This window comes from Pontibacter locisalis (assembly GCF_042684605.1).
In the GTDB taxonomy this organism is placed as follows: Bacteria; Bacteroidota; Bacteroidia; order Cytophagales; family Hymenobacteraceae; genus Pontibacter; species Pontibacter locisalis.
This window is the reverse complement of the sequence record NZ_JBHULU010000021.1, coordinates 443,199-456,366: the sequence shown is the minus strand read 5'-3', so window position 1 is coordinate 456,366 and position 13,168 is coordinate 443,199. Positions and strand designations below refer to the sequence as shown.

The following is a 13,168-nucleotide window of genomic DNA, read 5'->3' as shown; positions in this document are numbered from 1 at the left end:
AAGACTAAAATGAAGAAGGTTATTTATATCGTAGTTGTTATCGCTATTCTGGGAGCCATCGGTTTTAAACTGATGAGCAATAAAGAGCAAATGGCGGCAAAGGCAGCAGTGGCAGAGATAAAAAGTGATGCCATTCCGGTTACAATTACTGAAGTTAAAACTGAAAGGCTGGATAAGTCTTTTACTGCACAAGGCAATTTTGCACCTGTTCAAAGCTTAACCCTGTTATCGGAGACTCAAGGGCAGATAAAGAACGTGTTAAAGCGAAAAGGAGATAAGGTAAAAGCCGGTGAACTGCTGACGGTGGTAGAAAGCAACACCATGGCAGCCGACCTTGCTACGGCCCAAACCAATGCTGAAAAAGCAAGAAGAGACCTGGAGCGATTTGAAAATCTGGCAGCGGGCGAGGCCATCACCCAAAGGCAATTAGAAGACGCACGGCTAGCTGCAAAGTCTACACAGGCACAATTGGTAGCTGCCCGTCAGCGCCTGAACAAGACAAAGATTACGGCACCTATCAGCGGCGAGATTAATGAGATCTATATAGAAGTCGGGTCTTTCCTGAACCCGGGCACAAGGCTGTACGACATCGTGAACGTGGATAAGCTGAAACTAAAAGTAAAAGTAAACGAGAGCGAAGTTCTCCTGATTAACAAAGGGGATAAAGTGACTGTGAAAGCAGATGCAGGCTCTGGTCAGGAATATGAGGGTGTGGTAACCGCTATCGCGGCTCAAGCCGACCCTACTCTCAAGTTTGATGTGGAAGTGGAAGTAAAAAATTCCGCTGCTAACAATTTGAGAGCAGGCATGTATGGAACCGCTTTCTTCGATGTTGCCGCTCAGCGCGATGCGCAACTGTTACCACGCGAGGCCATAGTTGGCAGCATTCAGAACCCAAGTGTTTACGTGATCAAAGACGGCAAAGCTTACATTCGTCCTGTAAAAGCAGGAACTGTAACACAGGATAAAGTAGAGATACTGGAAGGTTTGCAGGCTGGCGAAAAAGTAGTTCAAAGCGGACAAATTAACTTACGAGAAGGCACCAAAGTGTCTGTGCTGTAAAAGCCCTTATGGCGCAAGCGTCTACGCTCGTGACGAGCTATAGCAGGGCCTCTGGCCCGGTTTGTAGTCTAAAGTGGCCAGAGGCACACTATAATAAACACGAGCGAAGACACTCGCGCTATTGAATAGCATAAACTCTTTTCTTTAGAACAATTAGAAATGAACATAACAAAATTATCGATACAGCGATCAACTCTGGTGGTGGTGGTGTTTACCGTTCTCACGCTACTTGGTATTGTCAGCTACCAATCGCTGAACTATGAGCTGTTACCTAAGTTCAGCCCTCCAGTACTTACCATCAGTACCATTTACCCGGGTGCTTCGCCTAACGAAGTAGAGAATTCGGTAACAAAAGAAATTGAAGATGCACTATCGTCGCTGGAGAACGTGAAGGAAATGAAAAGTACCTCCCTGGAGAGCTTTTCAATCATCACCATTCAGCTGAACCAGGGAACCGATGTAGACCTGAGTTTACAGGACGCTCAGCGTAAGATCAACACCATTTTATCGAAGTTGCCTGACGATGCCAATTCACCAACCCTGAACAAGTTCGACTTCGACGACCTCCCGATTATCAAGATGGGTGCAACGGCTAACATGTCAGCTACTGAATTCTATGATCTGATCGATAAGAAGATCAAGCCGGAGCTATCGCGTGTACCGGGTATGGCTGCTATTAAAATTCTTGGTGGTCAGGAGCGGGAGATAAAAGTAAACATAGACGCAGACAAACTGGAGGCCTATAACCTTTCTATCCTGCAGGTGCAGCAAAAGATTCGCAACTCCAACTTAGACTTCCCTACCGGCAAGATAAAGCAGGAAAGCGGACAGACACAGATCCGTCTGGCTGGTAAGTTCCAGTCGCTGGAACAGTTGCGTAACCTGATCATCCGTGAAGACCAGAATGGTATTGTACGACTGGCCGATGTAGCCGAAGTACAGGATACGCAGAAGGACGTGGAAGTGCTAACCCGTGTCAACGCGACCCCTTCGGTAGGTATCACCATTCAGAAGCAGTCTGATGCCAACGCCGTGGAAGTAAGCCGTCTCACAAAAGAAGCGCTTGCCAAACTGGAGCAAACTTATGCAGATCAGGGCTTAACTTTTAACATTGCCAATGACTCCTCTGACTTTACACTGGAAGCTGCTGACTCGGTAATGCACGACCTGGTGATTGCGGTTATACTTGTGGCTGTGGTGATGTTGCTGTTCCTTCACTCGCTGCGTAATGCCGTGATCGTGATGATCTCTATTCCGGCCTCGTTAGTGGCAACTTTCATTGCTATGTTCCTGCTGGGCTATTCGCTTAACCTGATGTCTTTGCTGGCACTTTCGCTGGTGGTGGGTATACTTGTTGACGACGCCATTGTGGTGATCGAGAACATTCACCGCCACATGGAAATGGGTAAAAAGCCGGCACAGGCTGCCTACGATGGTATCCGCGAGATCATGGCGACGGTAACATCCATTACATTGGTAATTGTGGTCGTGTTTATCCCGATCGCGCTTTCATCGGGCCTGGTGTCCGACATCCTCCGTCAGTTTGCTGTGGTTGTAGCGGTTGCAACGATGATCTCATTGTTCGTTGCTTTTACCCTGATTCCATTGCTGGCCAGCCGTTTCTCGCGCCTGGAGCACATTTCAGACAAGAACATCTTCGGCAGATTCATACTTTCATTTGAGCGCTTTCTGGATAGAATCATCGATGGCTTTACAGCTGTGCTGAAGTGGGCGTTTAACCATAAACTCATCACGCTTGGCGTAACGTTCCTGATGCTGATCGCTTCGTTCGCACTAGTGCCGTTCGGATTTATAGGTTCGGAGTTTATACCTGCCGGTGACCGTGGTGAGGTTAGTTTACAGCTGGAACTGCCGAAGAATGCAACAGTTGAGCAAACAAACTTTGCCACCAAGCAGGTGGAAGAGTACTTGCAAGCTGTACCGGAAGTAAAGAAAGTATTTACCACAGTAGGTACTACGTCATCGGCACAGGCTGGTCAGAACACGGCCTACAAAGCGGACGTTTCGGTAACGCTGGTAGATGTGAAGGAGCGTGGCTTCAGCACAGAACAGTTCAGCCGCCAGGCCAAGGCAGACATCGAAAGTAAACTACCGAACGTGGAAGTAACGCCGGTGCCGGTAGGACTGGTAGGTACTGCTCAGGCTCCGATCCAGCTCATCATCTCTGGTTCTAACCTGGACTCTGTCATGACATTCGCGCAGCAGGTGATGGCTATCACGGAGAACGTGCAAGGTACTGCCGACGTGGAAATGTCAGTAGAAGGTGGTAACCCAGAGATTGAAGTAGTAGTGGACCGCGATAAAATGGCAAACGTTGGCCTGTCGCTGGAGAACGTGGGGGCAAGTATGCAGTTGGCTTTCAGCGGTAACAACGATGTTACCTTCCGTTCCGGTACCGAAGACTACGACATCAACATCCGTTTAGATGAATTCGACCGCCGCAGCGTAACCGACATCGGTAATCTGTCTTTCGTGAACAACAAAGGTCAAATAGTTCGCCTGGCGCAGTTCGCTGATATAAAGCAGTCTACTGGCCCTTCGCAGTTGGAGCGCTACAACCGTGTAACTTCCGTTAACGTGAACTCACAGGTAATCGGGCGTCCGTCTGGTTCAGTAGGTGCCGACATACAGGCGAAGATCGCTGAAGTAGACATGCCTGCCGATGTCAGCATCGAGTTTGGCGGTAACCTGAAGAACCAAAGCGAAGGTTTCGGTACGCTAGGTATTGCCTTGCTCGCTTCGATTATTTTCGTGTACCTGATCATGGTGGCTCTTTACGACTCTTACGTGTATCCGCTGGTGGTTCTGTTCTCCATACCTTTGGCGATCATTGGTGCCTTGCTCGCGCTCGCGCTGGCTGCACAGTCACTAAGTATCTTCTCTATCCTTGGTATCATCATGATGATCGGTCTGGTAGCGAAGAACGCGATTATGGTAGTGGACTTTACCAACAAGCTAAAAGATGAAGGCGTGGAAGTGAAGGAGGCGTTGATTGAAGCTGTTCGTATTCGTTTCCGTCCAATCCTGATGACGACGCTGGCCATGGTGATTGGTATGTTGCCAATTGCATTGGCAGGTGGTTCGGTAGCGGCTACAAAGAACGGTTTGGCCTGGGCCCTGATTGGTGGTTTGAGCTCCTCCATGTTCCTGACCCTGATCGTAGTGCCAATCATTTACTATGGTTTCGACAGGGTACTGGCCAGGTTCGGTTTAGATAAAAAGACTAAAATAGAACTCGAAGAAAAGAGCATGGAAGAGTTAGAACACGAGACAAAGGAATTGGAAGAAGCTAAAATGAACCACGTGCATGCTTATTAAAAATTTGGAACTGTTGTGCTACTTCCTGACAGTAGCATAACAGTTCCGAGAAAGCAGGATTTAAGCAACTTGAATGCATAGTGCTTCTACACCTGCCCCTACCTTTTATTTTTAACGTTATGAGTAACACAAATTTATCTGCTCAATCCATAAGACAGGAAGTAGTACATCTTATTAGTTCGCTAAAAAGAATCAGCCCTGAAAAACTAAATGAAGTTAATGATCTAACGGAACTTAACTTTGACATCCTGGATGTAGTTGATGTGATTCTTGAAATCGAAAGAACCTACAATGTTTATATACCAGACGATGTGCCTGTTTATACTGTTGATGATTTTGTTGATTTTATTTTCAAGCAAAATTTAAATCAGGCGTGTTAACAACCAGAGTCAAATTAAAAAGGGAGCTAGCAATATTGCTAGCTCCCTTTTTAATTTAAATAGGCCTCCCTCCCTTTACCTTTAGCACCATGTGCTGCATAAACCATCCTTCTAATTATCGTATACAGCAGAAACAAACTAAATATTTATGCTATACGATCAGGATAATTATATATGGAAAACAGTTGGTCTTGGAGCCGTGGCAGGAATGAGAGCAATGTCAGCTCCAGCCATATTAAGTAACGAATTAAGTAAAATACCAACAGCACACTTGTCCCATAGTCCCTTGCACTATCTTCAATCCGGACCTGTTTCCACAGGCTTGAAATTAATGGCGGCTACAGAAATGCTTGGCGACAAGATTCCAAGAATACCGGACAGAATATCTCCTCCATCACTCCTCATCCGGGCAGCATCTGGTGCGGTAGTGGGAGCTACTCTTTTCACTGCTAACAAGGATAAAGCGGTAAAGGGTGCTTTATTAGGAGCATTGGCAGCAGTAGCAGCTACCTACGGAAGCTTTTATCTAAGGAAAACGGTAACTGAACACACGAGCTTTCCTGATTCCTTTAGTGGTGCTATAGAAGACGCTCTGATGCTAAGCAGCGGCCTTGCCATAACAAAAAGCTAATACATAGTCTTCTCATAAACACCAAAGCCACTCTAAGAAGAGTGGCTTTGGTGTTTATGAGAAGTAATTTCTTACTTTATTAAGCCCTTGAAAGCTGTTTTAGATACGACACATGCGAAACAACTGCCATGCGCATACCTGGTATATTGTGGTAAGGGATATTGAAATCAGCACATGCCTGCGCAACGATTTTACTCAGGGCAGGATAATGCACATGAGAGATCTTTGGAAAAAGGTGATGCTCAACCTGAAAATTAAGCCCCCCAGAGAACCAGGTTACCAGCTTGTTATTTGTGGCAAAATTTGCGGTGGTCTTTAACTGATGCACTGCCCACTCATCTTCCATTCTATTCGTAGTTTCTTCTGCCACTGGAAAATGGGTCTCACGTACCGTGTGCGCAAGCTGGAATACAATGCTCATTACAAAGCCAACGACAACACCATAAACCAGGAAACCGATCAACCATGGTAAAAAACCAACCGTTATGATGGGCAACACAGCGAAAAATACAACATGAGAAACCTTAAAAGCCCAGAAACTGATGTGATCAGATGCCTTCATCTTCTTTAATGGCATTGCCCCTACTTTCTTAGTAAAGTATTTCTGATAGTCCGAAAAGAAAACCCAGAAAAAGAACAGCATAGAGTAAGCTGCCCAAAAATATAAATGCTGATAACGGTGTATCTTTCGCAGCTTCTGTGTTTCACAAAGCCTTAAAAATGGACCGGCATCCAGATCATCATCTATTCCATCAATGTTGGTGTAAGCATGGTGAATAACATTGTGTTTTGTATTCCACATGAATTCATTGGCACCTAAAACGTTGAGGCAAAGACCTGCCATCTCATTCAGTTTCTTCTTCTTACTAAAGCTACCGTGAGAGCCATCGTGTACAACATTGAAACCAATACCTGCAGTCAAAACACCAAGCATGGCACACTCAAGCAGAGCTAACCAGGCAGGAGGTGTGAAGAAGACCAGGTGCGTATAGAGCAGCAATAGCCCCCCAAGTAGGACAGCGGCTTTAATGTATAATTTATAGTTTCCTGTGGTGGAGATTCCCTCTTGCTGGAAATAATCGTTTATTCTCCTCTTCAATTCAGCATGAAAAGAATCTTTTTGAGCTTTAAATTTTGGGGCTATCATATAAAAAAAGTAATCAATAATAAATCTGTTCTAAGGCGTTGGTACATGAGCACAGTATACAGGGTATAAAGGTAACATATATTTTTAAAGAATTACCTGCTTCGCCTTGCCTGCCGGTACTTCACGTAGATCTTTAGCGGTATACCTTAATCAAGCTATCGCCTGGTACTGTTCCTGCTATCTATTGCAACAGTTGTGCCTCAAATAAGTTACTGATTTAATTCAGGTAAATCACACCGAACGGATGGTTACCACTTTATAATCCCACTCCGTAATATCTGGGGCATATTGTGTCTGATCAATTAAGGGTCCTCTGCATATTTTTTCTACAGGAACAGGCATATCATACTGCTCCTGAGCTCTCTTCATCAACTCATCAAACAGCCATTTAGGTATCAGGTCCCGCTCTGAAGGGTACACAAACTGAAAAGAAAGAACTTGGGCCATAACGAGCTGCCAATGCGTTTCCATGTGTGCCCAAAGCCATTTCCAGTCTAATTTTTGACCGTACCTCAAAATAATGTGGTTAATATCAGCGCCATCGTACCGTTCTCTGTTCTGCACGTAGAGTTTTGACCAAATAAGGGATTCTGCAGGTATAACTCTCAGCTTTACGCCCAACAACTCGCTTTTCACCGAACGCTCAAACCACCCGTCATCCACTGCACAATGGTTGCCCGGATTGTTAAAGATGATGTCCATGAAATTTTCACCGGAGATAGCTTTCGCAAGCCACCTGGCATCGGTCAGTTCTGTATCATAGCCATTCTCCTTAAAAACTTTCAATATGGAGGGACAATCTCCGGACCTGCAGAAAATGTCAAGGTCCTTGGTGTCGCGCATGATGTCGGTATATAAGCGTAGGGCAAATCCTCCTCCCACCAAAAAATCTATCTTGCTATCTGCAAGTATGGTCAAGACCTCCCTATAAAAGTCGTGGGCCTTTTGCTGGTGGATCCCGTCTTTTAATTCTATCACTTTTGCCATTATTCTATTTCATTTCAGGTTCTTACAAACAGGCACAGCCCATACATCCTGAAGCTCTTACTAAGCTATTCATACAACAGGTAAATTTGTACTACTCTAACTATGCCCGAATAGAAACTTTTACTTAATTAAACACCAGTAGGTTGTGAAAATTTAACGCATCAACGGGAATTGCTGGCAAAGTGATCTTAGAACTGGTTTTTCTGCCGAATGGAATAATTGGATATTTATAAGTTATAATTTAATGCAGCGGATTATGAGTGACAAAAAAAGGAACATTTGCTGTAGCCAGGTTATTGTTACCGTCACGCACATAAACGAAGAGCCTGTAAGCTCCCTCCCGCTTGGGTGTTTGAAAATAAACCTTGTTTTTCTCTGTTGATTTCACTAAGCCTTTCAAAGGCTCTGGCTTTACCTGTTCCTCAGCATTACCGTCATGGTGTTCCGTTTCTGGTAGCAACTCCCACTCAAGGTGGAGAGAATCCTGGTCGGGGTCAAAGGCAAACACAGCGCTCTGGTAACTTTGCTCTGGTTTTAGATATATATGGTCATAAGCAAACCTATCATCAAGTTTAAGATAAGCGATATAGGGAGAGTTATTTTCTGGCTTTTTCCCGCTCCACAATTCCTCCATCACATGAACCAGCTCTGTCTCCTCTCCTTTTTCATTGATCATAGAGAACCAGGTGGATGTGGTTTCCTGCTTGTTGCCCCACATAAACACATACGACCCTAAACACCTCTCTTTGTTATTTAAAATGCTTTCCTGGTATCGTTGCCGTGCAAACTCTGCCTTCTCCGAGCTGGTTTGTTCAATAGGTGCCATCCACCAGGTATAGTACGACTCCCAATATCCTCTTGCACCGAACTCCGAAACGAGGTAGGGTCCCTTCCAATCTGTCTTGGCTAATTCTTCTGATAAGTTATGCAGGCTACCGAAGGAGTTAATGGACAATACATCCAGAGCCGGACAACGTTCTGCAATAAGGTTCACCACCTTAAAGGGCACGTTCATGATAGTTGTAGTGGTTGGATGATTTGGGTCTACTTCATGAATCATTTCGGCCACGCCATTTACAGCGTTCCATACTTTGATGTTGGACCCTTCGGCGTACAGCTCATTTCCTATGCCCCACATAAGCAGGGCGGGGTGGTCTTTATACTTTAACACAACCTGCTTCAGCTCTTCCCGCTGTTGCGCCACCATCTCTTTATCATAATAATTAAATCCTTCCCTTTCCCGGGCCATCCACAGTCCAAGGGTAACTGTTAACCCATTCTTATGTGCCTCATCCAATATGCGCTGCGCATCATCCGTATGCCACACACGTATGGAGTTACCTCCATATTTGGCTACTCTATCGTAATAATCATATCCTGCAGCACCCTTTATAAAATAAGGCTCGCCATTTCTGTACAGCACAAAACGATCTCCTTCTTTAACCACTTCTACTGTCCTGCTTTTGGAGACATACTTGTCCTGATCAGGAGTTTTAGGAGAACAGCCCGACCCGGAGACAGCGATTACAAGAAACAGGAGATAAGAAAAGATTCGAAGAGGTAACTTTAATTCAATCATAGGGTGAAAAAATAACACTATATTTATATAGTGAATTTTAATTGTTGGTGAGCTCCAACCTTTAGGTTCTAAGTAAGTATAGGTACGAAGGCAAGGTTTATATGTTCACACATTCATTATAGTTGATAAAATATTTTCCTGCCGGATGATCCTGCGAAGTGAGGCTTAAAACTGACTAAAATCACCCTACAGATGTCTTTTTACAATTCCGATCTCCAAAAAGAACCGCAGCTCGTTCCCCTCGAACAGACACCTAAGCGAAGGGATGTGCTTACGATCAGAGTTATGATCGTAATGGGGCTGGTTTGCATGGGGATGTTCCTATATTGGTTTATCGATGAAGACCACATTGGCTATGCACCCTTATTTTGGCTTCTGACAACTGCACTAGGCTTTAAGTTATTACGTACCCTGCATGAGTGGTACCATTATTATTCAGTAAGTGTACCTCAAAAGCCGACCCTCAAAACAGCTTATAAAGTAGATGTACTCACCACTTTCTGCCCTGGTGAGCCGCATAGCATGATAGTGAATACACTGGAAGCAATCCAGCGTATCCGGTACCCGCACACCACCTACTTATGTGATGAAGGCGATGACCCTTACCTTAAGGCGCAATGCAAACGCCTGGGAGTAGTTCATGTTACCCGCACCGATAAGATCAATGCAAAAGCAGGTAACATAAATAATGCTTTGAAACAGGCAACCGGAGACATCTGCCTGATTTTAGACCCGGACCATGTACCGGAGCCGGAATTTTTAGATGAAGTTCTTCCATATTTTGAAAATCCGGAAATTGGGTTTGTGCAGGTAGTACAGGCATATAGCAACCGAAAGGAAAGTCTTGTTGCTTATGGGGCTGCCGAACAAACCTACAGCTTTTATGGTCCGATGATGATGGGCATGAACAGCTATGGCACAGTACAGGCAATTGGTGCTAACTGCACCTTCCGCCGCGAAGCGTTAGATAGTATTGGCGGCCATGCTGCCGGTTTGGCAGAAGACATGCATACGGCCATGCAGCTGCATGCCAAAGGATGGAAGTCTGTTTACGTACCAAAGATCCTGACCAGGGGTCTTGTTCCTGCCACCCTTGGGTCTTACTATAAGCAGCAGATAAAATGGGCACGTGGCACATTCGAACTTCTTTTTGCAGTATACCCGAAGCTCTTTCGCCACTTTACACTACGCCAGAAAGTACATTACTTCACTTTACCCCTGTACTATTTGTTCGGTGTTTTTAACCTGATTGATTTTCTGATTCCTGTTGCGGCACTGGTACTGGCTGAATTCCCCTGGTATGTGTCTTTGGGAGAATTCCTGTTGATGTTTATGCCGTTTATGTTTATTTCTGTCTGTATTAGGCAGTTTGCGCAGCGGTGGTTTCATGAAAAGAATGAGAATGGGTTTCACCTCTTTGGAGGTATCTTACGCACAGGCACCTGGTGGATTTTTACGTTAGGCCTTGTCTATTCTATTTTACGTGTTAAAGTACCTTACATTCCAACACCTAAAGATGATAAACCAAAGAACAATTATCTGCTGAGCCTGCCAAACTTGCTTGTTTGCCTGCTAAGTATAGGTGCAATCTTTTATAGCCAGCATAAATATGGCAACGTGTACAATAATGTTTATGTGCAGATGATGGCAGTTTTTGCACTTACCAATGTATTCATACTTGGCTCCATTGTGCTAATAGGCCAGGAAAGCTTTATAGCCTGGGTGAGAAAGAACTTTGTACATGCCTCCCTACTCCAGCCTATCCTTTCACCGGTTCGGATGCTTATTTGGCGTACACGCCATGGCTTTTATGATGGCATCCGAAGCGTAGCGATAATTGTCGTAACCATTGCCTTCATAATTTCTGCCGGATTTACTTTTGCAAAAGATGAATTTATAGTTTTTTGGAATGCTGTTCCGGCTAAAGCAGCTGTTGTCAGAAGCAAAATACCTGACCTTGCAACTCCTTCTCACTCAGAAAAGATCAGCAAAAGCTATAACCACACGAACTTAAAAAAATAGAACCTAACCCACACCGGATGCTTTCGTTTAGATAAAGGAGTAAAACACTTTTATCAACTATAAAAACACGAAAGCTATGAACAGAAACGAATCAGACCGCTACGGCAGCAACCAGCAAAGCGGTTACCAAACACATCGCTCAGAACGTTTCAGACATCCGGAGAGAAGCAATGATTACCGCTTCGACAACTATGGTTCTTCCGCCAGAGGTGGTTACGGAGATGAAGGCCACAGTGGCACCTGGGGAAACCAAGGCAATGAAATGGGTGGTTCACGTAATGTGAGCAACCGCGGCATGGATGATACATACAGCACATCCCGCAACTATGGCAACATGGGCAGCTATGGTGGCGCACAAGGCTTCGGCTCGGCAAGAGGCGGAAGTCCTTCTCAGCGCCAGGACGACTCCGGATCGGCATACCGTTATGTAAGCGGTATGGGCTCCCCTATGTCACGCAACCGTGATCAGGAATCAGGCAGAAGCCGCTCCTACGGCTATCAGAGTGATTATGATAGTCATGGCTCAGGCTTCAAACACGATGCTAACCCAGATTTGTATGGCTCTGATACTTCGCGAAGGTTCCAGGGGTCAGACCAGGGTAGCTATCACTTTGACAGAAACAGAGATCAGTCCCGTTCAGGATACAGCAGCGGATCAAGTTACAGCGGAAGATACGGAAGTGACCGTGATCGCTCTGACAGAGACAGCACAAGCCGCAGCAGTTACAGTAGTGGCTCCAGCTATAGCAGTGATAGGGACAGAGACAACTATGGTTCCTCTAACTATGGAGGATCACAAGGCAGCTACATGGGAAGCGGTTACAACAGAACCTCTGACAGAGACTATGGTTCCGGCAACTATGGCTCCATGGGTTCCTACGATCGTGGTAGCTCCAGCATGAGCTATGGAGAACCTTATGGTAGAAGCAGCAACAGCTCATACCCTAACCCAACTTATGCCCGTGATACGGAGAACACCCGTATTCAGCACCCGGACAGTGACTACGATTATGATCCGAATCACAGCTTCGATACAAATAAAGACAAAAACTATATTGCCAGCCGAAACCGCAACCGCAGTTTCGACCGCGACAGAGAAAGAGGCTCCGACAGATTTTAGAAGTCTGTCAGACGAATAAAAAAGGAGGCGCAGCTAATGCTGCGCCTCCTTTTTTATTCGTTCTATTTCTCTACTCTTCTGGCTTTATACAGATGCTCCGTAGTTCGCGCATGCTACCGTAAAAAACATTACAGTCTACTACTCCTTCAATTCCTTTAACCACACCACCATCGGTGTGCTGCCAGAAGGCTAGCTTCGTTTTAACATCCTTCTCAAGCCTTAACTTCGAAACTTTGTAGTGAGCAATCCAAAGATGATAGTCATCAAAGTGCCCGGCAAGATAATCAACATAAAATTTATACCCTGTGTATATGATGGGTTTAGCCCCATAGGCCGCTTCTACTCTATCCAGCCATACTTTAAGATCCTTCCGAAACTGCTCTGCCGGCCGTTTTCCTCTCACTTCCACATCAAGCACGGGGGGTAAATCGCCGGGGTTAAGTTTTACCTTTGAAATAAAGTGAGCTGCCTGTTCCTTTGGATTTAAGTAAGGGAGATAAAAATGATACGCTCCCTTAATTATTCCGGCTTTTTCCGCGCCTTCCCAATTTTCCTCAAACTTTCTGTCTTGCAGCGTAACTCCCTCTGTTGCTTTGATAAAAGCAAAAGTCACTTCATTTTCTTTTACCTGAGCCCAGTCTACCTGCTTCTGGTAATGAGACACGTCCACACCATACACAGAATGCCCCTCAGGCCATACTGGTCGTGGCTTTTCTACAAGTAACTCTATGTACAGCACCAATAATACAAGCAGAACCAGAACACCAACACCTATCCAGAAGCGCCATGGCGATGGAGTATTGGATTTCTTTTTTTTCCTGCTTTTTGGCCGCTGGATTTGCTTTATGTTTGTCCTGGTGGTAGCCATCTCTCCCTTCCAACTAATTTTTCTTTTCAATTT

General features: G+C 45.1%; 10 protein-coding genes. 6 read left to right on the top strand and 4 right to left on the bottom strand.

Annotated elements, in window-relative coordinates:
• Positions 1-9: 9 nt before the first annotated feature.
• From ACFSRY_RS15910 to ACFSRY_RS15895, 4 genes are all read left to right on the top strand, one after another.
• Positions 10-1,062, top strand: a complete 1,053-nt coding sequence (locus ACFSRY_RS15910; RefSeq protein WP_377509926.1) for an efflux RND transporter periplasmic adaptor subunit — start codon at positions 10-12, stop codon at positions 1,060-1,062.
• Positions 1,063-1,221: 159 nt separating this feature from the next.
• Positions 1,222-4,401, top strand: a complete 3,180-nt coding sequence (locus ACFSRY_RS15905) for an efflux RND transporter permease subunit (protein ID WP_377509923.1) — start codon at positions 1,222-1,224, stop codon at positions 4,399-4,401.
• A 119-nt stretch (positions 4,402-4,520) separates the two neighbouring features.
• Positions 4,521-4,781, top strand: a complete 261-nt coding sequence (locus ACFSRY_RS15900) for an acyl carrier protein (RefSeq protein WP_377509919.1) — start codon at positions 4,521-4,523, stop codon at positions 4,779-4,781.
• 148 nt (positions 4,782-4,929) lie between these two features.
• Positions 4,930-5,412, top strand: a complete 483-nt coding sequence (locus tag ACFSRY_RS15895) for a DUF4126 family protein (protein ID WP_377509916.1) — start codon at positions 4,930-4,932, stop codon at positions 5,410-5,412.
• A gap of 79 nt (positions 5,413-5,491) precedes the next feature.
• On the opposite strand, the gene ACFSRY_RS15890 is transcribed toward ACFSRY_RS15895, so the two are convergent.
• The 3 genes from ACFSRY_RS15890 to ACFSRY_RS15880 form a co-directional block, all read right to left on the bottom strand.
• Positions 5,492-6,559, bottom strand: a complete 1,068-nt coding sequence (locus ACFSRY_RS15890) for a fatty acid desaturase family protein (protein ID WP_377509913.1) — start codon at positions 6,557-6,559, stop codon at positions 5,492-5,494.
• A gap of 231 nt (positions 6,560-6,790) precedes the next feature.
• The gene (locus ACFSRY_RS15885; protein ID WP_377509910.1) at positions 6,791-7,546 is read right to left on the bottom strand and encodes a nucleotidyltransferase; all 756 of its coding nucleotides are present in this window, start codon (positions 7,544-7,546) and stop codon (positions 6,791-6,793) included.
• Between the two features lie 241 nt (positions 7,547-7,787).
• Entirely contained in the window at positions 7,788-9,125 is a 1,338-nt protein-coding gene (locus ACFSRY_RS15880; protein ID WP_377509907.1) for a glycoside hydrolase family 2 TIM barrel-domain containing protein, read from the bottom strand.
• Positions 9,126-9,317: 192 nt separating this feature from the next.
• Between ACFSRY_RS15880 and ACFSRY_RS15875 the strand changes: the two genes are divergently transcribed.
• A complete protein-coding gene (locus ACFSRY_RS15875) occupies positions 9,318-11,147 on the top strand; it encodes a glycosyltransferase family 2 protein (protein ID WP_377509904.1) in 1,830 nt (609 codons plus the stop codon).
• A 76-nt stretch (positions 11,148-11,223) separates the two neighbouring features.
• Positions 11,224-12,267 carry a hypothetical protein gene (locus tag ACFSRY_RS15870; RefSeq protein ID WP_377509901.1) on the top strand — a complete coding sequence of 348 codons (1,044 nt, stop codon included), beginning with the start codon at positions 11,224-11,226 and terminating at the stop codon, positions 12,265-12,267.
• Positions 12,268-12,337: 70 nt separating this feature from the next.
• On the opposite strand, the gene ACFSRY_RS15865 is transcribed toward ACFSRY_RS15870, so the two are convergent.
• Positions 12,338-13,165, bottom strand: coding sequence for a glycoside hydrolase family 25 protein (locus tag ACFSRY_RS15865; RefSeq protein WP_377509899.1), 828 nt, complete (start codon positions 13,163-13,165; stop codon positions 12,338-12,340).
• Positions 13,166-13,168: the final 3 nt, after the last annotated feature.